Annotated in this window: 18 protein-coding genes; 7 read left to right on the top strand and 11 right to left on the bottom strand. The window is 58.0% G+C overall.

The genetic code is table 11. The features are described 5' to 3' along the window. Positions 1–38: 38 nt before the first annotated feature. Genes AB4Z23_RS14845 through AB4Z23_RS14835 form a run of 3 tightly spaced genes read right to left on the bottom strand, consistent with a single transcriptional unit; the run spans position 39 to position 4,674 of the window. Entirely contained in the window at positions 39–2,420 is a 2,382-nt protein-coding gene (locus AB4Z23_RS14845; protein ID WP_441360298.1) for an LPS-assembly protein LptD, read from the bottom strand. After that, on the bottom strand, positions 2,420–3,508 hold the full coding sequence (gene lptG, locus AB4Z23_RS14840) for an LPS export ABC transporter permease LptG (RefSeq protein ID WP_003512400.1): 1,089 nt from the start codon (positions 3,506–3,508) through the stop codon (positions 2,420–2,422). The genes AB4Z23_RS14845 and lptG overlap by 1 nt, the downstream gene beginning before the upstream one ends. Beyond that, the gene (locus AB4Z23_RS14835) at positions 3,505–4,674 is read right to left on the bottom strand and encodes an LptF/LptG family permease (RefSeq protein WP_003512402.1); all 1,170 of its coding nucleotides are present in this window, start codon (positions 4,672–4,674) and stop codon (positions 3,505–3,507) included. Before AB4Z23_RS14835 ends, lptG begins: the two co-directional genes overlap by 4 nt. Before the next feature lie 313 nt (positions 4,675–4,987). Here AB4Z23_RS14835 and AB4Z23_RS14830 point away from each other — a divergent pair, with 313 nt between their 5' ends. The 3 genes from AB4Z23_RS14830 to AB4Z23_RS14820 all read left to right on the top strand — a co-directional run bounded on the left by AB4Z23_RS14830 (position 4,988) and on the right by AB4Z23_RS14820 (position 8,142). After that, on the top strand, positions 4,988–6,481 hold the full coding sequence (locus tag AB4Z23_RS14830) for a leucyl aminopeptidase (protein ID WP_111783173.1): 1,494 nt from the start codon (positions 4,988–4,990) through the stop codon (positions 6,479–6,481). A gap of 25 nt (positions 6,482–6,506) precedes the next feature. Further along, a complete protein-coding gene (locus AB4Z23_RS14825) occupies positions 6,507–6,956 on the top strand; it encodes a DNA polymerase III subunit chi (protein ID WP_003512404.1) in 450 nt (149 codons plus the stop codon). 157 nt (positions 6,957–7,113) lie between these two features. Then, positions 7,114–8,142: a sensor domain-containing diguanylate cyclase gene (locus AB4Z23_RS14820; protein ID WP_421476507.1), complete on the top strand. Its 1,029-nt coding sequence runs from the start codon at positions 7,114–7,116 to the stop codon at positions 8,140–8,142. Positions 8,143–8,184: 42 nt separating this feature from the next. Here the strand turns inward: AB4Z23_RS14820 and AB4Z23_RS14815 are convergent, their stop codons facing one another. Next, positions 8,185–9,111: a Gfo/Idh/MocA family protein gene (locus AB4Z23_RS14815; RefSeq protein WP_003512408.1), complete on the bottom strand. Its 927-nt coding sequence runs from the start codon at positions 9,109–9,111 to the stop codon at positions 8,185–8,187. 749 nt (positions 9,112–9,860) lie between these two features. Between AB4Z23_RS14815 and AB4Z23_RS14810 the strand changes: the two genes are divergently transcribed. Continuing rightward, positions 9,861–11,798, top strand: a complete 1,938-nt coding sequence (locus AB4Z23_RS14810) for an EAL domain-containing protein (protein WP_441360297.1) — start codon at positions 9,861–9,863, stop codon at positions 11,796–11,798. Positions 11,799–11,823: 25 nt separating this feature from the next. On the opposite strand, the gene abc-f is transcribed toward AB4Z23_RS14810, so the two are convergent. Then, positions 11,824–13,707, bottom strand: a complete 1,884-nt coding sequence (gene abc-f, locus AB4Z23_RS14805) for a ribosomal protection-like ABC-F family protein (protein WP_038490565.1) — start codon at positions 13,705–13,707, stop codon at positions 11,824–11,826. A gap of 70 nt (positions 13,708–13,777) precedes the next feature. Beyond that, positions 13,778–14,824, bottom strand: a complete 1,047-nt coding sequence (locus AB4Z23_RS14800; RefSeq protein ID WP_003512413.1) for a GGDEF domain-containing protein — start codon at positions 14,822–14,824, stop codon at positions 13,778–13,780. 256 nt (positions 14,825–15,080) lie between these two features. On the opposite strand from AB4Z23_RS14800, the gene AB4Z23_RS14795 reads away from it, so the two are divergent. After that, complete coding sequence (locus AB4Z23_RS14795; protein WP_038490568.1) at positions 15,081–15,776, top strand: glutathione S-transferase family protein; 696 nt, start codon at positions 15,081–15,083, stop codon at positions 15,774–15,776. A gap of 103 nt (positions 15,777–15,879) precedes the next feature. Then, the gene (gene ndk / locus AB4Z23_RS14790) at positions 15,880–16,302 is read left to right on the top strand and encodes a nucleoside-diphosphate kinase (RefSeq protein WP_003502118.1); all 423 of its coding nucleotides are present in this window, start codon (positions 15,880–15,882) and stop codon (positions 16,300–16,302) included. Positions 16,303–16,503: 201 nt separating this feature from the next. Here the strand turns inward: ndk and AB4Z23_RS14785 are convergent, their stop codons facing one another. Continuing rightward, the gene (locus AB4Z23_RS14785; RefSeq protein ID WP_333704156.1) at positions 16,504–17,016 is read right to left on the bottom strand and encodes a hypothetical protein; all 513 of its coding nucleotides are present in this window, start codon (positions 17,014–17,016) and stop codon (positions 16,504–16,506) included. Beyond that, the gene (locus AB4Z23_RS14780; RefSeq protein ID WP_333704157.1) at positions 17,013–17,564 is read right to left on the bottom strand and encodes a CGNR zinc finger domain-containing protein; all 552 of its coding nucleotides are present in this window, start codon (positions 17,562–17,564) and stop codon (positions 17,013–17,015) included. Before AB4Z23_RS14780 ends, AB4Z23_RS14785 begins: the two co-directional genes overlap by 4 nt. 59 nt (positions 17,565–17,623) lie before the next feature. On the opposite strand from AB4Z23_RS14780, the gene AB4Z23_RS14775 reads away from it, so the two are divergent. Next, positions 17,624–18,520 (top strand): branched-chain amino acid ABC transporter permease, encoded by an 897-nt coding sequence (locus AB4Z23_RS14775; protein ID WP_421476480.1) that lies wholly within the window; start codon positions 17,624–17,626, stop codon positions 18,518–18,520. Between the two features lie 60 nt (positions 18,521–18,580). Here AB4Z23_RS14775 and AB4Z23_RS14770 read toward each other — a convergent pair whose 3' ends face one another. From AB4Z23_RS14770 to pgsA, 3 genes are read right to left on the bottom strand one after another with little or no spacing between them, the layout of a single operon-like run. Beyond that, entirely contained in the window at positions 18,581–19,036 is a 456-nt protein-coding gene (locus AB4Z23_RS14770; RefSeq protein ID WP_013635855.1) for a molybdenum cofactor biosynthesis protein MoaE, read from the bottom strand. Positions 19,037–19,040: 4 nt separating this feature from the next. Next, positions 19,041–19,295, bottom strand: coding sequence for a molybdopterin converting factor subunit 1 (gene moaD, locus AB4Z23_RS14765; RefSeq protein ID WP_019565410.1), 255 nt, complete (start codon positions 19,293–19,295; stop codon positions 19,041–19,043). Further along, positions 19,295–19,882, bottom strand: coding sequence for a CDP-diacylglycerol--glycerol-3-phosphate 3-phosphatidyltransferase (gene pgsA / locus AB4Z23_RS14760; protein WP_003512433.1), 588 nt, complete (start codon positions 19,880–19,882; stop codon positions 19,295–19,297). Before pgsA ends, moaD begins: the two co-directional genes overlap by 1 nt. Positions 19,883–19,962 lie beyond the last annotated feature (80 nt).

Here is a 19,962-nt window from a genome sequence, read left to right as displayed (position 1 = left end):
AAAGGCAGGCCACGATGCTGTCTGGCCTGCCTTTAAACTCAGTAATTGTTCGGTTTCCAGCCGATATCCATATCGGCCCAGTCCTCGTTTGCGGAGCCGATGCTGACATCGCCGAGCGTGCGGAACGCCAGACGGGCATTGATCGACCAGTCATTGGCGGCCTGCCGGCTGGACGTGATATTGCCCTCGTCGGAGTAGCTGACCGTCAAGATCGTGCATTCATCCTGATAGGCGATGCCAATACGGCGCTCGGCGGCAAATTTTCCGTTCAGATCGTAGTTGATCGAGCCGAACAGCGACCAGTTGTCGTCCATGCGCAGCGTACCGGACGCCTGAACGATATCGCGGTCTTCATTGTAGCCGTACTGCGGCTGCGCCTTGACCTGCGTATAGCTGAGCTTGCCGGTGAGGCGGCGGTCCGAATAGCTGACGCCTGTCTCGGAACGGTTGATCTCGAGATTGTCCTTGTCGAAGCGCAGGCTCGACGACAGCGAAAGACCGATTGGCGCATCGAAGGCTGCCATGGCGACGTAGTCCGAGCGGTCGGATTCGAGACCGGAATTCGCGCCGACATTGACGAGATCGTAGGAGGCGAAAGAATTGTCACCCGCCAGATGGAAAGACTGGCCGGCAATGGCGCGAATGCCGTAGCCATTGTCGAATGTGCCGTTGTAGCGCAGACCGATGTTTGCGCGCGTGCCGCCCTCGATCCGGTCGAAACCGGAGAACTTGTCACGTTCGAACAGGTTGGTCGCGTCGAACACGAAAGCCTGCGAATCTTCGTTGGGGAAGCGGCCGGCATATTGTTCGTTCGGACGCACAAAAATCTGCGCAATAGGCTCGATCACATGGTTGCTGTTAAGCGCCGTGAACAGCCAGGGGTAACGCACTTCCAGACCGCCGGTTACCATGCCTCGCAACGCCGCATCGTCCTGCATCATGCCCTGATAGGCATAGGACGTGCCACCCGATGTAAAGCTTGCCGCCGACATATCCGTCCACAGCGCATCGCCACGGGCGGCAAGGATCGGCGTGATCTGCAGGCCGCTATCCATCGTGAAGGTGCGCTTCCATTCGGCTTCGGTGGAAAGGCGTGTGTAAGAACCCTCCAGGCCGTTGAAGCGTGGATAACCGCCCAAAGCGTAAGAATCCTGCGTCGACCGGCTGATGCTGGTAAAATTCGTGGTCAGTGATAGTTCACCGCCATAGATTGGATCCGGCAGGAAGTATCGATAATCCATCACAGGATGAACGATCGCCTGCTTTCGCTCCTTCAGTTCGGAATTGTCCGTATCCTGAACGTTGAAGTAATAGCCGCGGGCGTCGAAGCTGTTTCGCTCACTCATGCCGCTCAGATATATCTGGTTCGTCTGAACGTCGTTTTTGTAGCCTTTTAGATTATAGGTACGCGAGAAGTTGTTGTCCGTCTGCACCATCGCATCCCAGCCGAAGGCCCAGCGCGGATTGATGCTGAAATTGCCCTTGCTTGCCACCATGCCGCGCTGGTCGTTCAGCGCATCGCTAGTTCCTGCGATAAATGTATCAGAAGATTGCTGGCTGATGCCGGCGATCGTCAGCGTATGCATGCCGGTTTCGAAACGCTGGCGCAACTCCGCCTGAAGCAGCAAGCCCTGCTTGGTGTAATAGGTAGGGGTGATGGTCAAATCCGATGTATCGGAAAGGACCTGGAAGTAGGGTACACCGAAACCGAAGCCGAGCTTATTGGTCATGCTCATCTGCGGAAACAGGAATCCGGACTTCCGCTTCACCGTATTGTCCGGAACCGTCAGGAACGGCACATAGGCGATCGAATGGCCGAAGAGCTGCAAGCGGGCTTTTTCCAGCCGGATCGTATGGGTCTTGCCGTCCTGAATGACACGTTCAGCCTTGACCTGCCACAGCGGCGCCTTTTCGGGCCGTTCGGCGCAGGGCAAACAGGCGGTATAGACGCCGTTATTGAGGACCATGCGGTCGCCTTCGAGCCGTTCGGCACTTTCACCCGCGATGCGGGTATTGTCCGGGGTCTCGACGCGCAGCGCATTGACGAAGCCCTGACCGAAATCGTCAGTGACATCCATCTCGTCGGCATAGATCTTGTTGCCGCCGGGCTCGATCAGCTCGATGTTGCCGTGCGCAATCACGCGGCCCGTCTGCTGATTATATTCCACTTGCTGGGCCACCATACGGTAGCCCGAATAATGCATGCGAACCACACCCTTTGCGATGACACGCTGGGAATCGCGATTATAAGTCAGTTCATTTGCCGTAAGCAGGAGTTTCGAATCGTCTTGGCTTCCGGGCGCAAGCAAACCACCCTGGCCGAAAGCGACCGGGCTGGATGCCAAATATGCGCACACAGCGGCACCTGTCAGAAGGGCCGTCCAAAGCCGCCTGATATTCCCGCGGTCATATACCGCCACTAGCCGTCCTCCTGATGAAGCAGAATGGTTGCCCCCAAAGCCAACGCCACGATGACTGGAACCCAGACCGCGACGGTGGGAGGGACAACGCCACCACTCCCGAATGCCCTTACGAGCACGGTTACTACATAAAGCACGAAGCCGGAAACGATTCCACCCAGAATCACGGAGCGCGACTGGGCGAAGCGGCTGAACTTTAATGAAACTGTCGCGGCGATCAAGGTCATCGCAACCAGAAGCAGGGGCGTCGATAGCAGGAAATGATACTGCGTCTCAAGCGCTTTCGAAGACAGTCCAAAAGACTTTGCAACTTCGATCTTGTGAGAAAGATCAAAGAAAGCAACGGTTTCCGTCTGTGTCATGCGTTCCTGAACGAATTCCCGTCTCAGATTGGTACTGATCCGCGTGCTCTCTTGCCGAACTGGCACATGTCCCGCGCGGGTTTCCGCGACGCCGTTAAGAAGCCAGTAACCATCTTCCAACTTTGCCGACTTCGCGTCCTGCCGGGAGACGATGTTGCCGGCCTTGTCGAGGTGTATCAGAACCACGTCGAGAAGCATGGTCCCGTTGTCTTCGAAGCTCTTGGCGCCGATGATCGTATCCTGGCCGCCGCTCGACTGGCGCATCCAGGGAATGATGTCCTGCTGGCGGCCGCCGCTGCCTTCGTTACGCCAGCCCGCTTCCATCGACAGCGACTGGTTTTGCCCCCAGGCGGCGATAGGGTTGAGGACGAGGACGGACAGGATGCCGAGAAAGACCGCACCAAGGACAAAAGGAAGGATGAATTGCCAGGCGGAGACGCCTGCCGCACGCGTGACGACGAGCTCGTAACGCCGGTTGAGCGAGATCAGCGTCGTCATGCCGACGAAGAGCGCGATGAAGGGAATAGTCTGCTGCAGGATCAGCGGCAGGCGAAGCGCGGTGAGGCCAAGTGCGCCTGGAACAGAATAGCCTGGCACGCTGGACATGCGCCGCGCCGTTTCGCTGAAATCGGCAAGATAGATAATTGCCGATACGCCGAGCAGGAACCAGATGGCCGTGATCAGATACCGTTTGAGGAAATACCGGGCGAGGGTGCTGAAAATCATGCGTTACCGCTCCCCGAGCTTCGCGCCAGCCGGCTGGAGAAAAGACGGCGCAGACGGCTGGCCGTATCCGCGATGATCTTCGGCATTCTCGGCTTGCGACCCGTGATGAGAATAAAGGCGGCGGCGGCGCCGCTGAGGCCCGGCACGGCATAGACCAGCGGAATGAAGGCCGCGCTCTGCTTGACCTGGTTGGTGACGTAAAAACCGAGCCAGCGCAGCATGAAGGCCGTCACCAGCGCAGCGACCATCGGATGCATCCGCGCTTCACGATGCGAGCGTGCATCAGCGGCTATGACCAGCGATATCAGTGCGAAGGCGAAGGCGAACATCCAGTCCGACAGGCGCTTGTGCAACTCACTGCGGAAGCTTTCGGGAGACCGCTTGTAACTCGCGTTGTTCTCGTCTGGCGAGAGAAGGAAACCGAGGCTCGCATCGCCCGGAGAAAGCGACGGTTCGGAAGTCTGCTTTTCCGACATGGTCGAAAGGTCGAAGGCATAGGACAGGAACTTGACGATGGAGACCTTGCCATCAGGTGTTTTCTGCTGGACTTCGCCGTCGCGCATCGTCAGCGACGTGCCGCTTTCATCGATCATGCCTTCCTTGGCGTAATAGATAAGATCGAAATTGGGATCGCGGCGGTCGGCGACGAACAGGCCCTTGAGGATACGGCCCTGACGCTGGGCGATCTGCACATAGAGGCCGTCCTGAACAGCGCGGAAGGTCTTTTCCTCGATCACCGACGAGAGGAGGTCGGCATAGGCAGCCGCCACCATCTGCCTGGCCGAATTTCGGGCAGGCGGCTCGATGAAGTTGGTGATGGTGAAGGACAGCGCACTTAGAACGGCAGCCAGAATGATAACCGGGCGAAACATCACGGAGCGTGACGATCCGGCCGCATCGATGATGGCAAGCTCGGAATCGTTGTTCATCGCCGTGAATGTCTGGGTGATGCCGATGACGAGGGCGAAAGGCAACACGACGGGGATCAGCGTCGGCAGGATCATCGTCGCCAGCGCCATGAAGGAGCCCATCGACTGGCCGGTATCGGTGACGAGGTTGATTCTCTGGAGAACCTGGATGGTCCAGATGATGGCCAGCACCGGCAGCAGCGCGACCAGAAACATCTGCGTTGTCCGTCGCAGGATATAGTTCTCGAGAAGCTTCATACTGCCCTTGTCGACATTGTTTTTCTGCGCGATCGCTCGCCGGATTTCCGCCTATCTAATCGCATCGTTTGCAATTGGCTATTCCGGCACGCTCACAAATATGTTTTGCACGATGATTTTTCCACCGCCTGTGTCTTTTTGTGGAACAAGCTGTCGGTTTCATGACGCGATCGGCCATTCCACAAAAATGCCTTTCCTTTAGCGAATGTCGGCCTTTAAAGAATGTGAGCCTTTAAAAATGCAGGGTTGCGCCGGGGGCCGAAAAGGCCATGATCGGGCGCACACGCAAGTTATCCACGAAGAGCAGGAAAACATGTCCGCCAAATTCGATATTTCTTTCGCCAATTCCGCCTCGCTTGAAAATACCCTTGCCGTTGTGCTGCAAGCCTCGGGTGAGGCGCAGGCAGCTGCCGGCGCATCGGAAGCCGATCCGGGTGGCGTGCTTGAACGGGCGGCAAAGATTTCGGGCTTTTCCGCAAAGTCCATGACCACACTCGACGTGATTGCGCCGCAGGGTTCGGGCGCCGACCGGCTTCTCGTCATTGGCCTCGGCAAGCCGGCGAAACTTGTCGCCCATGACTGGTTGCGTGCCGGCGGCACCGCTGCCGCCAATTTCAGGAAGGCGGACAAGGTTGCCGTCTATCTAGATGCCCCGGGCGTCGATGTCGGTGCGCAGGCGGCTGCGGATTTTGCGCTTGGCCTGCTGCTGCGTGCCTATAGCTTCGATGCCTATAAGACCAAGAAGAAATCCGATGATGAGAAGTCGCCGAAGAAAGTAGAAATCGTCATCGTGACGGCAGTCCATCAGGAGGCGGAAAAGGCCTTTGCCGTGTCGGAGGCCGTCGCGGGCGGCGTTGTCCTGGCGCGTGATCTCGTCAACCTGCCGCCGAATGTTCTTGGTCCTGTCGAGTTCGCTGAAAAGGCGGAAGAGTTAAAGAAGCTCGGTGTCGAGGTCGAAATTCTCGGCGAGAAGGAGCTGAAGAAGCTTGGCATGAACGCGCTTCTCGGTGTGGCGCAGGGTTCGGCGCGTCCGCCACGGCTTGCGGTCATGCAGTGGAACGGGGGCTCCAAGAAGGATGAGCCTATCGCCTTCGTCGGCAAGGGCGTCGTGTTCGATACCGGCGGTATCTCGCTGAAGCCCGGCCTTAACATGGAAGACATGAAGGGCGACATGGGTGGCGCTGCCGCCGTGACCGGCCTCATGCACACGCTCGCGGCCCGCAAGGCGAAAGCCAATGTGATCGGAGTCATCGGTCTGGTGGAGAACATGCCTGATGGTAACGCCCAGCGTCCCGGCGATATCGTCGCCTCCATGTCCGGCCAGACCATCGAGATCATCAATACCGACGCCGAAGGCCGGCTGGTTCTCGCCGATGCGCTCTGGTACACCAAGGAGCGTTTCAACCCGAAATTCATGATCAACCTCGCCACCTTGACGGGAGCGATCACGGTTGCACTCGGCAATCTTCAGGCTGGCCTTTTCTCGAATGATGACGAGTTGGCTGCACGTCTTTCGCAGGCGGGCGATGTTACGGCGGAAAAGCTGTGGCGCATGCCGCTGGGCAAGGATTACGACAAGATTATTGATTCCAAATTCGCCGACATGAAGAACAGCTCCGGCCGTCTGGCGGGCTCTGTCACCGCCGCTCAGTTCCTCAAGCGTTTCGTGGGCGAAACACCCTGGGCGCATCTCGATATCGCCGGCACCGCCATGGGTTCGCCGATGACCGAGATCAACCAGTCCTGGGGATCCGGCTACGGTGTGCGGTTGCTGAACGAACTCGTTCGCGCCCATTACGAAGATTGATGCGACCGGAGCTGCAAGTCCGCAGATGACTGAAATCCTGTTCTACCATCTGACGGAATCGAAGCTGGAGGATGCATTGCCGCCCTTGCTCGAAAAATCGCTGGAACGCGGCTGGAAGGTCGCGATCCAGACGGTGGACGAGGAGCGCCGCGATTTCCTCGACACGCATCTGTGGACCTTTCGTGACGACAGTTTTCTGCCGCACGCAACGGATAGCTCTGCCGCGCCGCAAAACCAGCCGATTCTTTTGACGGCGTCGAATGCGAACGGTAACGAGGCGAGTGTCCGGTTTCTCGTCGACGGTGCCGAACCGCCGGCGGTGGAGGGCTATGAGCGGATAGTGTTCATGTTCGACGGATACGATGCCTACCAGCTGGAAATGGCGCGGAATCACTGGAAAAGGCTGAAGACCGAAGGTCATGCGCTGACCTATTGGCAGCAATCGCCGGAAGGTCGCTGGCAGAAGAAGGCCTGATCACAGTTTCCCACACAAAAAGACTGGCAAAAATTCGCATGTGGCGCAGCCTGCCGGTTTTCGCATTATGAGCCGAATCAGACATAGCTGTCTGATCCGGCCGACAGGTGACGGACGGTGGCGGCTGCCACAGACGAAACAGCAGAAGGACATCATCATGGGACAGGCGATTTCACAGCCCGACGGGGAAATAGAGCGTCTGGTCGCGGTGCGGTCAATCATGTCCGTCAAGAATGCCGAGATGCCGGAACTGGAAGTGCTGTCTCGATTGGGGCAGGGCGTCTTTGACGTCCCGCGTGCGGCCGTCCATATCGTCGATGAGGACTGGCTCCATATTGCCGAACAGGCGGGAATGCAACTTTCGGAATGCCCGCGCGATCTGTCGATCTGCAACCGAGTAATTGCCAGGCAGGATGTCGTGGTCATTTCCGATCTGACCCAGCATCCGGATTTCCGCTTCATGTCCTATGTGAAGGGCGGTCCCGGATTGCGTTCCTATGCTGGCGCGCCGATCGAGCTGGAACCGGGTCTTGTGGTCGGCGCCTTTTGCCTTGTCGATACGGTGCCGAGAAAATTCTCTCAAAGCGAAATTGACAATCTGAAGCACTTCGCGCTGCTGGCGGCCGCACTCCTGCGTCTACAGAAGGCCAATTTCACAATGAGTCTGGCGGAGCGTGAATTGCGGGATGCGGTGATGACTGATCCGTTGACCGGCTTTTACAATCGCAAGGCGCTGGAGGCGATTGTCGATGGCCAGCTTGGCGCGGCTCTGCGTGAGAACGAGGCCTTCGGCGTGCTCTATCTCGATCTGGACGGTTTCAAGGCGATCAATGACACGTTCGGTCACCCGGCGGGTGACCGGGTACTGACCGCCGCCGCCGACCGCATTCGCAATTCGATCCGCAGCGAAGATACGGTGGTGCGCATGGGAGGCGACGAATTCGCCATTTTCATACCCCGTCCCAGCAGGTCTGAGGTGATGAACGGACTGGCAGACAGGCTTCTGGCAGCCTTCCGTGAACCCTTTGATGTTGACGGGCAGGCGGTCGGTGCGCGTCTCAGCATTGGCGGCGCCATCGCCCCTCAGGCCGGTGCTGACCGCGCCACGCTTTTGCGCAGCGTTGACGAGGCACTGTATCAGGCAAAAAAGTCAGGGCGCGACCGTTTCGTCAGCCGCGCCCTTTGATGCACCTGTCTTCCGGAAGGCTTCCAAAAGCCTTTCGGCTCCTCAGTCGTAGAAGGAATCCACGAATTTGTGGCGGCCGAGCAGGAAGGCATCGGCCACATGAGTCAATGGCGCAAGATCGACATCAGAGCGTCCGGCCTTGATGATTTCCGCAAAACGCTCGTAGAGCGCCGGATATTCCCGCTCGGGTTCCGACACCGCCTGCTCGCCATTGATGGAGAGCTTCGCGCCGCCTTCCGAAAGCACCATCTGCCCGGCCGCCGTTTCGGCAACGATATCCCAGCTCTGTTTGCCGGTCTGGCGCCAGTCGAACTCGGCGCGCACGGGCATTTTCGTAACGTCGGAAAAATGCAGCTCGGCAGCGATGGGCGCGTCGCGGTTTTCCGGGAACTCAAGCGTTGCCTTGGTCAGGAACAGCGCGCGGGGCAGGATGTGGGTGATGATCGACAGCGCATTGATGCCGGGATCGAACACACCGAGACCGCCCGCCTGCCAGATCCATGCCTGGTTGGGGTGCCAGTGGCGCACATCCTCTTTCCAGATGACATGCACGCTGTCGATTTTTGTCGAGGCGAGAAACGCCTTTGCAGCTTCAACGCCCGGCGCATAACGCGAGTGCCAGCTTGCAAATAGCGAAAGACCCTTCGAATCCGCAAGTCGAACGAGATCCTGAACTTCCGAAAGCGTTGCGCCCGGCGGCTTTTCGAGGAAAACGTGCTTGCCGGCATTCAACGCCGCATAAGCAGCCTCGTAACGGTACTGTGGCGGCATGCAGAGCGATACGGCCTCGATATCCTCGACGGCCTCCAGCATGGTCTCGATGGTACCGTAAGAAGCGACGCCATCCACGGTACCGTGGCGGCTGGCCGTGCAGATCAATTCAAAATCCGGATTGCCTGCGATGGCGGGAAGGTGCTGGTCGCGAACGATTTTGCCGACGCCGACGATGGCAAGCTTGGTGGCTGACATGAAGTGGGACCCATTTGTATGATGCGTGGGATAAAGTGTGACTTTACGAGTTTTTTAACAGAAACGATCAAAGGAGCAAGGCGATCGTCCTTGCAGGTCTCGTCTTTTTTCCGTGCGTAACGGCATGGCAAAAATCGGTATGCATATTTTATGTTGCCTAATATTTGAAATGTGAAAATATTGTTTCAAATTTAAAAGTATTGATTTTTATAACTTAATGCTTTTAAAATTCGAACTCGAAGTTAAGTTCCGAAATATTAACGTATATTTTATATGTAAATCAATTTCAATTTCATTATTGAATGTATTATAGTCAGAATTTAAAATACATATTTATATGGATTTTGTAAGTAGTTAGACGAAGGCAATTGTAAACTAAATACATACAGCGTAATTCTTGCATATTTATCTACGCTAAGTTCTTTAGTTTCGACGTAAAATTCGTTAGTTAGACTGTCTCGATGGTTTTTTCGTTCGGTTGTTGGTTGGCGCTTCGCTTCGTTTCTTGATTTTCCTGCTCGGCATTGTGCGACGCCGGCGGTGAGGAGGTACTCGAACTCGTGTCTTGTCAGCCGCTTGCTGTTGGCACCTGTCCGGCGATTTCGCCGGGGGCAGCCCGCGGTGGAGCGACAGGTCGTGTGGAGCGATTGGCTATATGTACTGATTTTCCTGCGTAAACGCGGGATTTGTGAAGGTCAAACGCCGGAACCACGGCAAAAGAATAGTAATGACCGGGGGGGCATGCAGAGATGATGGAATTGATCGCCGCCCAGGCGGCCGCGTCAGCCGCCGAGTTGCCGTTCCTGCTGCTCCAGGCTGCGGCCCTTGTCGGCATGGTGTCGGTGCTGATCCTTCTGCAGCGAAACATCGCTCTCGATGACGCTCGTTATAAAATCTACTACGGCATCATCTTCGGGGTTACCGGTTTCTTGCTGACGCTACTGGTATCCGAGTTCATCAAGCTGCCTTCCAAGCCCTATATCCGCTCTGACCTGCTGTTCCTGGCTGGCGTGTTGGGGTCCTGGCAAGGCGGCTTGATAAGCCTGGCGCTCGTCTCCGCAGGGCGATTTTTGTTTGGTGGTCCGGCACTCTTTGGGGCCGCTTTTCTGGATATGAGCATTATCTCGGCTTTCGGGATGGCAATGTATGGCTGGATGCGCAGGCGCAGTCTCACTGAACTCGGCGTCCGCGAGGTCTTCGGCGTATTCGCGGTCAGGATTTTCGCGGCGTTGTTCGCTGTTTGCGTGACCTACAGTCTCAGCATGATAAATCAGGACGTTTTTCTCAGTAACGTCGGACGGCGCATCTTCGGTTCGTTGGTCGGGTTGCCGATGATCGCCTGTCTGTTTCTGTTACTGCGCAGAGAGGCGCGGGCGCGTGAAGAGGCAAGGAAACGCGATGCTGCGGCGCGGACGGATTCGTTGACGGGCCTTCCAAACAGGCGCGCCCTCAAAGACCATATCGAAGTCGTGATGCGGCAGGAGCCGGCCGTTCCGCACGCTCTCCTTCTCATAGAAATCGTCAATATGGCCGATGTCGCCGCCTGCCAGGGCGAGGATTGGGGCGATCTTTTCTGGCCGAGGCTGGCACAGGAAATCTGCAACGATGACAACGGCCTGCTGTCGAGTTCCAATGCACCGCGCAGCTTCATGTTCGGCGATACCACGCTTGCAGTCGTCATGTCGGCGATTTCGCTCGAGAAGTCGGAAAGCACAAGGCTGATAATGCGTCTCCACGACGGGTTAAGTACATTTTCACGGTCTGCGGATCCAGAACCGGTGCCGCATCTGAAAATCGGCGCCGCTAATCTGGATAAGCTTTCCCGGCAGAACGTGGCTTCCTTCCTCCGGCAGCTTAGTCTTGCGCTGCGAGGAAGCGAAAATCCGGTGCAGATATTCCCCTTCTCCTTCGCCGATAAGGCCACGCGGGACGAGGGGGTGCGCCAGATGCTGGTCAACTGGATCAGATCCGGCAAGCCGCCGATATTTTATCAGCCGAAATTCGAAATGCACAATCGCCGCATGATTGGCGCGGAGGCTCTTTTACGGGCGGTGGATGCGCGCGGACAGCCGCTTTCGCCCTATTATGTGCTGGAGATTGCCGAGCGTCACCGGCTGCTGGTGGAGTTTGAATGGTCGACGATCGAAGCCGTTGTCCGCGACCTCATCGACCTGCGGGGTCTCGACCCGGACTTTCATCTGGCGGTGAACATTTCCGCATCGTCTTTTGCCACTGCGGGCTTCGGAGAGCGGGTTGTGGCCTTTTTGAACGAGATGGGGGTCCCGGCGCACCGTCTGTCGATCGAAGTGACGGAGATGAGCAGGATACCGGCGATCGACATTGTGCAGCAGAATTTCGACAGGCTGAGCGAAGCGGGCGTGCGGCTGGCGCTCGATGATTTTGGCACCGGTTATGCGGCACTCACCTTGCTTGCGCGGTTCCCCTTCGAGGAGGTCAAGATCGATCACTGGATGACGTCCCGGCTTGAACAGTCGCGGTTCCGGGAGGCCATCGCGCTCGCCTTCGAAAGCGCCGAACGTTACGGCGCCACGCTGGTGACGGAAGGTATAGAAACGGAAGAGCAGAGCAGGCTGCTCATGCAGATGGGAATCCGTTTCGGTCAGGGCTATCTTTATTCGCCGGCCGTGCCGCTCGAGCGGCTACAGCCTCGCAGGGAATGCGCTTAGATTTTCGCACCAGCATCATGACGCATCACTGCGTCATCGCATCCTCATATTCGCTCGAAAGCATCAGCCACTGCTCCTCGGCGTCTGAAAGCTTACTCGCGGCTTCGCCACGCTCTTTGACTTTCTGCGCGGCCTTGGCAGGTGCCTTTTCGTACAAAGCAGGGTCCGCCAGTTCCTTGTCGAGCGACTGAATCACTTTCTCAAGCTTCGCCGTCAAAGATTCGATTTCATTGATCTTTTTCTTCAGCGGCGCAAGCTGGGCGCGTTTTTCGGCGTTGGCCTTGCGCTGGTCGGCTTTCGATGTCTGGTCGGCGGCGGCTTCTGTCTTCTCTTCCTTCTTTTTTCCGGAAGATACGACGAGGTCGCGATATTCCTCCATGTCGCCTTCAAAGGTCTTCACCGTGCCGTCGGCCACCAGCCATAGGCGGTCGACAGTTGCCTCGATGAGATGCCGGTCGTGCGAGATGAGGATGACGGCGCCGTTATAGTCGTTCAGCGCCTCGATCAGCGCCCGGCGACTGTCGATGTCGAGATGGTTGGTCGGTTCGTCGAGGATGAGCAGATTTGGCGCATGGAAGGCCGCAAGTCCCATCAGCAGCCGGGCCTTTTCACCGCCGGAAAGGTCTTTCGCCGCCGTCGCCATCTTCTCCGTCGCAAGTCCCATCTGCGCAACCCGCGCCCGCACCTGCGCTTCAGACGCCAGCGGCATCAGCTTGCGCACGTGTTCGACCGGTGTCTGGTCCGGCACGAGATCGTCCAGCTGATGCTGCGCAAAGAAGCCGATCTTCAGGCCCGGGGCGATGCGAAGATCGCCCGCTTGCGGCGCAAGCCGACCGGAGATGAATTTCGCAAAGGTCGATTTGCCGTTGCCGTTGGAACCGAGCAGCGCGATGCGGTCGTCATTATCGATGCGGAGATTGAGCTGCTTCAGAATGGATTTGCCCGGCTCGTAACCCACGGCACCGCCATTGATGGCGACGATGGGTGAGGCGGGCTGCTTTTCCGGCTCCGGGAACGTGATCGGCTGGACGTGGTCCTCGATCACGGCGGCGACGGTGCCCATGCGCTCCAGCGCCTTGATACGGCTCTGCGCCTGGCGCGCCTTGGTGGCCTTGGCGCGAAAACGGTCGATGAAGCTTTGCAGATGTTTGCGCGCGGCGTCGTTTTTCACCTTCGCCTTCATCTGCAATTCGTCTGCTTCGGCTTTCTGGCGCTCGAACTGGTCGTATCCGCCGCGATAGAAGGTCAGTTTTTTCTGGTCCAGATGCACGATGGAATTGACGGCATTGTTCAGCAGATCGCGGTCGTGGCTGATGATGATGACGGTATGCGGATAACGCCGGATATAGTCTTCCAGCCAGAGCGTGCCTTCAAGGTCGAGATAGTTGGTCGGCTCGTCGAGCAGCAGGAGGTCGGGTTCGGCAAACAGCACGGACGCGAGCGCCACGCGCATGCGCCAGCCGCCGGAGAACGAAGAGGCGGGGCGAAGCTGCGCCTCGTGATCGAAGCCAAGACCGGCAAGAATGCTGGACGCGCGGGCTTCCGCCGAATGCGCGTCGATATCGACCAACCGCACCTGAATTTCCGCGATCCGGTGCGGGTCTGTTGCGGTTTCCGCCTCGGCCAGCAGCGCGCTGCGCTCCTTGTCGGCGGAAAGCACGATGGAAATCAGCGATTGTTCCGTTCCCGGCGCTTCCTGCGCAACCTGGCCGATGCGCGCCAGTTTCGGGATCGTTACCGAACCGCTTTCCGCTGAAAAGTCACCGGTGATGACCCGGAAAAGAGTAGATTTGCCGGCGCCGTTGCGGCCAACGAGGCCCACCTTCACGCCAGCCGGAAGCGTCACGCTGGCGTGGTCGAGAAGCAGGCGCCCGGCGATGCGGGCGGAGAGATCGGTAATCGTAATCATGGCGCCGTTTTGGCCGAACTGCGTGGCCAAGGCAAGAGCGCGCGCGCCACACCAGATCAGATATGCAGCTTCAACAGCCGAGCTGCGCCAGATAGCTGCTGCGGCTGCGTTGAGCCACGTCCCGGGAGTAGCCTATGACGCAATTGCGCGTGCCGCAGCGTGCGGACAGCAGGGCGAGCTCGGCATGGCTGAAAAATTCCGCTGATGTCGCGGTGCAGTCCACTGCCGCAACGCCGATCGATACGGTCAGATGCTCGCCGTCGCCCTCACTGGTGACGAAACGTAGCGCCTCGACGTTCTGCCGCAACCGCTCCGCAATTGCTTCAGCTGTATTTTGCGAGACGCCGGCAAACAGAAAAGCGAACTCGTTTCCGCCGATGCGGGCTACGAAATCGTCCTTCTTGATCGTCTTGCGGAAAAGCGCTGCCAGCCGGCGCAGCGCCTTGTTGCCGGCAGTGGGGCCGTATTTGCCGTTGATTTCGCGGAAATGGTCGATGTTGAGCAGCACAAGCGATGTAGCTGATGCCCCCTGAGCGCCCGAAAACAGGTCGCCGAGCTTCTCGAGGAAAGCCGCCCGGTTGGGAAGCGCCGTCAAGGCATCACGCAGGGAATTCGCCTGAAGATCGGTCCGGCTTTTCTCAACCTCGCGGATTTTCATCAGCCCCATGGAAACGAAATGCCGGAGACTCGTTTGTTCCTCGTGAATATCGCCCATCAATTGCGCAAGCCGCTCCGTTGCAGGCAGCTCGGAGTGATCTTGCCCGGAAAGACTGGCAATAAATGTTTCGGTGCGTTGCAGGCCGGCTTCCAGTCGCGCGGAAATCTGCTTCAGCGTCTCGAAGGCCGTCGCTGCCATCTGCTCGGCCTCGATCTTCGAAAAACCCGGCAGATTGTGTCTCTGGCCGACAATATCGATTTCATGCTGTTGCGGCGCGTTGCCAAGGGCGAGAATATCGCGTCCCATCGCCGGGTTATGCCCCGACAATATTTCGTAGATCAGTTCGTAGTTTCGCGGCAGCGGTGCAATATTCATCTTGTCGATGAACTGAGCAATTTTTGTAAAGACGAGACCGTTCCTTGCCTTCTCGCGTTTTTTATCGCCCGCCGTTGACGTCACTGACAGCCCCAATACCAATAAATTATGAATGCACCGGTGATAACCGATTGTTGAACACGATTATTCTTACAAGCAACGGTTTAAAATAGGCTAAACCTGACGAGGTTTTCATTGCCGTGAGACCCCAATTCTCGTGGAGGGGACGGTTGAGCGCCGGATGCGTTTGTTGATCAGTAGTATGACAAATCCTGATTTGATTTCAGGCGGCGGTCGTTTTTATATCGCATAATCGATGTAGCAGAAGAGGGTGCAGCCTATGACGACCTCCAGAACCTTATATTCACTTTGCGGAAGCGATAGCGCACGGCCGTTTTCTCCCCATTGCTGGAAAACAGTCCTTTCGCTGGCGCATAAGGGGCTGGATTTCGAGGAACGTCCCTTACCCTTCACGGTCATCCCGACGGTGGAGGACGGTTTTTCGAGGACCGTGCCGATCCTTCGTGATGGCGACCAGCTGGTGAGCGACAGTTTCGAGATCGCCCTTTATCTGGATGAGGCCTATCCGGAGCGGCCGTCGCTGTTTAACGGGGAAGGCGGCAAGGCGATGGCGCGTTTCGTTGAAAGCTGGTCGCAGACGGTGCTGCACCCGGCCATCACCCGCATTGCCGTGCTAGATATCCACAATATGCTTGATGAGCCTGACCGCCTTTATTTCCGCGACAGCAGGACGAAGGCGCTCGGCAGGACGCTCGAGGATGTGGTGGCGAACCGTGAGGCGGAAATCGCGGCCTTCCCAGCGCTCCTGGCGCCGATCCGCCGCATGCTGGGCTTCCAGCCTTTCATCGGCGGCTCATCGCCGCTGTTTGCGGATTACATCGTTTTCGGTGCGCTGCAATGGGCAAGGATTACCACCGGAGCGGATCTGTTTTCCGAAAACGACCCCGTCCGGGACTGGTTCGAAGGCTGCCTAGACCTCCACGACGCCAGAGGCCGCAGTGTGACAGCGGCGTGAAATGTCTGCAGCCATCGTCGCAATGTGGTTGATCCCCCTTGTTTTCGGGCCTTTGGGCGGGTAAAGACCGCCCACTTTCTCTATAGGAAAAGGAAACGGACACATGGCGATTGAACGCACATTTTCGATGATCAAGCCGGACGCAACCAAGCGTAACCTGACTGGCGCGATCACCAAGGTATTTGAAGACAACGGTCTGCGCATCGTCGCCTCCAAGCGCGTCTGGATGAGCAAGCGCGAAGCCGAAGGCTTCTACGCCGTTCACAAAGAGCGTCCCTTCTTCGGCGAACTCGTTGAAGGCATGACCTCCGGCCCGACCATCGTTCAGGTTCTGGAAGGCGAAAACGCTATCCTCAAGAACCGCGAAATCATGGGCGCAACCAACCCGGCCCAGGCTGCTGAAGGCACCATCCGCAAGAGCTTCGCGCTTTCCATCGGCGAAAACTCCGTTCACGGTTCGGACGCCCCTGAAACCGCCGCACAGGAAATCGCCTACTGGTTCGCCGAAACTGAAATCGTCGGCTGATTCAAAATATCAACGGCTTGAATCGCCCTCTCAGGCGATGGCATGAAGCCGCTGAAAAGACTCGATGAAACGGAGCCGAAAGGCTCCGTTTTTTTGTTTTGGTAGATTTTTTCCTGTGCCGAGCATCCGCCCCCCTCATTCCTGTGACAAGCACAGGAGTGAGGGGAGGTTCAATTTTCGCTTCGTCTCCTCCGACGATCGTCACGACGCCGGACACCCCTCGACAGGACGCATATCCGTCGTGCCGTCCGCTTTGAACACGTCCGGATTGGGTGTGTAGAGCGGGCCGACCGTCAGCGGTTTGGCGGGAAGGAGCGATTGGTCTGTGTCGGAGCGGATGGTGGTCTCTATCGTCTGCAGTACATCGCCTTCCGGCCCTTTGATGCGGATCGTGACCTTGTAGGGGCGGTCCTGCTTGACGCATTCGACCGGCGGACTTTGAACGGCGATCTTTTCATCTGCCGGGAAAATCTTCTCCCTGGTCGCCAGCTCGGTTCCGCCGCGGGGATTTTCGAAGGTCGCTTCCAGCGTGCTGCCGTCGCGGATGGGGGCGATGCGCTGCAAGGTCACGAGATAGGTGGCAATCGCCACACGGTAGTTGAAGACGAACATGCGGCCGGAAACCTTCGCGACATCGCGCGGCTCGTCCCGCTGACAACCGGAAAGACCGAGCACCATAGTGATCGCCAGCAACGGAATGGTTATTCCTCTCATGCCTGCGCTTCCTTCTTGCGGTGATAATGCCGGCTGGCTTTCTGGCGGTTGCCGCACACCGTCATGTCGCACCAGATGCGGCTTCTGTTCTTGCTGCGGTCGATGAAAAGCCAACCGCAATTGCCGCAAATCCGCAGCCGTTTCCGCGTCTCCGCCGCAAGCAGCGACAGAGCTGAATGGGCGGTCGCATTGGCAAGGCTCTCTCGCAGAGGAAACAACTTTAGTGCCGTGCCGCAAGCGAAGAGAAGCCCTGCCAGCCGGCCGTCGTCATCGTCGCCATTCGTCATCGAAGAGCGGAAATAATCGTCGATCGCCTCGCGAAGATCGAGAAATACCTGCCTCCTGTCCGCTTCGGGCGCGATGAGTGCGGGAAACCTGTCGCGCTCCGCTCCGAGTCGGGTCGACGCCTCGGCAAAGGTGGCGATCTGCTCAGGCACAGCAAAACGGTCGACCGATTTTGCCGCGTCCGCGCGCAGGATGACGCTATTGGCGACATCGAGGGCCAATGCGCCGCCTGCGAAACGATGTTCTGTCCAGCGAAATGTCATGGCGACATTATAACTATCAAAATGGATTTTAACAGTTATAATGCGATGGGGAGGACGGATTGGCTTATTTCCTGCAACAATTGCTGAATGCCGTACCAGTAGCCTCGCTTTATGCGGTTCTGGCGTTCGGCTATGCCATCGCCTTTTCGGTCACGAAACGGGCCGATGTCACCTATGGCGCGATTTTCGCTTTCGCCGGTCAGACCTGTCTGCTGTTTGCCGATTTTGGCTGGAACCGGCTGTGGCTGATCTTGCCTGCAACACTCGCGCTTGGGGCAGGGGCCGGTCTTTTCGGCGGTCTGTGGGCGGCGGCTTTCATCGGCAGGGCGGTGATGCGGCCCCTGGCGAAAGCCTCCCCCAATGCGGTGACGGTCGCCGCCATTGGCGTGCTGATCGCGCTCACCGAAAGTGCCAGACTTGCCGCCGGCACGCGACAATTATGGCTGCCACCGCTTTTGTCGGAACCGGTGCGATTCTGGGCCGATGGAAACTTCGCCGCCACCCTGACGTCGATGCAGATGCTGAACACGGCTGTCTTCTGCCTGCTCGTTCTCGCAGGCACTTTCTACCTCCAGCGTTCCGGCTTTGGCAGACGCTGGAAGGCGGTGTCGGACGATGCTCTCGCCGCGTCACTGTGCGGGGTAAATGCAGGCAGGGTGTTCCTGCTGTCTTACTGTGCAGCGGGTCTGCTTGCCGCCATCGCCGGCGTCCTCGCCACTTTTTATTACGGCACCATGGATTTCGGTGCCGGTCTGGTGTTCGGCCTGAAGGTCGTACTGATTTCGGCAGCGGGCGGTTATGCAAGCCCGCTCGTCTGCGCGCTCGGGGCTGCTGCCGTCGGGTTCGCGGAAACGCTATGGGTCGGTTACGGCCCGGTTATCTGGCGGGATGCGGCGGTTCTGGCACTTCTGGTGGGCTGGCTGATCGTCATGCGCAGCAGAGTGGAAGCGCCCTAGAGCATTGCCAGTAGGGGTGGCGTCCGGTTTTCGTCCGGAAGTGCGGGAAAACACAAAGCGTTACCGCCATTTGTCCTTGGCCGTGTCGTCGGTCGTCTTTGCGGCAACCCAGTCGCCCTTCGTGCCATCCTTGCCATGTTCCTTTTTCCAGAACGGGGCGGACGTCTTGAGGTAGTCCATCACGAAATTTGCACCGTCAAAAGCGGCCTGCCGGTGCCGGGAAGCGGCAATGACGAGGACGATATTCTCGCCGGTGGCGATCTTGCCATGGCGATGAATGGCGGTGAGGCCGAGGAGGTCGAAGCGTTCGATGGCGAGTTGCGCGATGCGGGTCATTTCCGCTTCGGCCATGCCGGGATAATGCTCGAGTTCCAGCGCCGCGAGCGTGCCGCCATCATCGCGACAAAGCCCGGTGAAGGCCACCACCGCGCCGATGCTCTTGTCGCCTTCCGTCAGCCTGCGGGTTTCTTCCGCAGCGTCGAAATCCTGTGCCTGCACGCGGACAGTGGGCTGCATCCGGTTATCCCCCCGTCATGGGGGGGAAGATGCCGATCTCGCGCGCACCGGCAATGCTCTCGTCATGTTCAACATGTTCCTGATTGACCGCAACGCGGATCACATCCGGAAATTCGAAGGCGGCTTCGTAGTTTTCACCAAGGGTTGAGAGATAGGCGATCAGCTCACCGGCCGTGGTAACGGAGGAGGGGATATCCAGCTCCTCTTCCGCCGTGCCGATCTTTTCGCGAACCCAGGCGAAATAAACGATCCGCGCCATCATTCTTCGTCCACGATGTGCTTGAGACCCGCCTTGAAGTAGTCGTAGCCGGTGTACATGGTTAGCGCTGCTGCAAGCCAGAGAAGCGTAATTCCCATCTCGGTCGTGTAGGGCAGAACCTTGTCTCCCGCGGGACCGGCAAGAAGAAAGGCGATGGCTACCATCTGGATGGTGGTCTTCCACTTCGCGATGCGGGTGACGGGAACGCTGACCTTCAGCGCCGCCAGATATTCACGCAGGCCCGAGACCAGAATTTCGCGGCAGAGAATGGTGATGGCGGCCCACAGCGACCAGCCGGCAATGGTGCCGTCCGCTGCCATCAAGAGCAGCACCGAGGCGACCAGCAGCTTGTCGGCGATCGGGTCCAGCATGCGGCCGATATTGGAGGTCTGATTCCAGATACGCGCCAGATAACCATCCAGAAAATCGGTCAGCGAGGCGACGATGAACAGCCAGAGGGCCGTCCAGCGCGCAAAATCCGAGCTTTCCAGCTTTCCTTCGATGTAAAAACACAAAACGATGACGGGAACCGCCAGAATGCGGGCATAGGTGAGAAGGTTGGGAATGCTGTATGCGCGCGAAGCCATGGGAAACCTGTCAGTCTGGATAAGCTGCCTTGATGCCGCCCCTGACGCATAGGGTCAACACGTTATTATGTTTTTTTAGC

Source organism: Agrobacterium sp. MCAB5, assembly GCF_052114365.1.
Taxonomy (GTDB): domain Bacteria; phylum Pseudomonadota; class Alphaproteobacteria; order Rhizobiales; family Rhizobiaceae; genus Agrobacterium; species Agrobacterium tumefaciens.
This window is presented reverse-complemented; position numbering and strand designations above follow the sequence as displayed.

Bases quoted from the DNA above. Each gene is read 5' to 3' on its own strand.
- AB4Z23_RS14825 (WP_003512404.1), top strand. From the start codon at position 6,507: ATGACTGAAATCCTGTTCTACCATCTGACGGAATCGAAGCTGGAGGAT.
- moaD (WP_019565410.1), bottom strand. From the start codon at position 19,295: ATGGCGCGGATCGTTTATTTCGCCTGGGTTCGCGAAAAGATCGGCACG.
- AB4Z23_RS14795 (WP_038490568.1), top strand. From the start codon at position 15,081: ATGACGACCTCCAGAACCTTATATTCACTTTGCGGAAGCGATAGCGCA.
- AB4Z23_RS14785 (WP_333704156.1), bottom strand. From the start codon at position 17,016: ATGAGAGGAATAACCATTCCGTTGCTGGCGATCACTATGGTGCTCGGT.
- abc-f (WP_038490565.1), bottom strand. From the start codon at position 13,707: ATGATTACGATTACCGATCTCTCCGCCCGCATCGCCGGGCGCCTGCTT.
- AB4Z23_RS14780 (WP_333704157.1), bottom strand. From the start codon at position 17,564: ATGACATTTCGCTGGACAGAACATCGTTTCGCAGGCGGCGCATTGGCC.
- AB4Z23_RS14770 (WP_013635855.1), bottom strand. From the start codon at position 19,036: ATGCAGCCCACTGTCCGCGTGCAGGCACAGGATTTCGACGCTGCGGAA.
- ndk (WP_003502118.1), top strand. From the start codon at position 15,880: ATGGCGATTGAACGCACATTTTCGATGATCAAGCCGGACGCAACCAAG.
- AB4Z23_RS14810 (WP_441360297.1), top strand. From the start codon at position 9,861: ATGATGGAATTGATCGCCGCCCAGGCGGCCGCGTCAGCCGCCGAGTTG.
- pgsA (WP_003512433.1), bottom strand. From the start codon at position 19,882: ATGGCTTCGCGCGCATACAGCATTCCCAACCTTCTCACCTATGCCCGC.
- lptG (WP_003512400.1), bottom strand. From the start codon at position 3,508: ATGATTTTCAGCACCCTCGCCCGGTATTTCCTCAAACGGTATCTGATC.
- AB4Z23_RS14820 (WP_421476507.1), top strand. From the start codon at position 7,114: ATGGGACAGGCGATTTCACAGCCCGACGGGGAAATAGAGCGTCTGGTC.
- AB4Z23_RS14815 (WP_003512408.1), bottom strand. From the start codon at position 9,111: ATGTCAGCCACCAAGCTTGCCATCGTCGGCGTCGGCAAAATCGTTCGC.
- AB4Z23_RS14835 (WP_003512402.1), bottom strand. From the start codon at position 4,674: ATGAAGCTTCTCGAGAACTATATCCTGCGACGGACAACGCAGATGTTT.
- AB4Z23_RS14830 (WP_111783173.1), top strand. From the start codon at position 4,988: ATGTCCGCCAAATTCGATATTTCTTTCGCCAATTCCGCCTCGCTTGAA.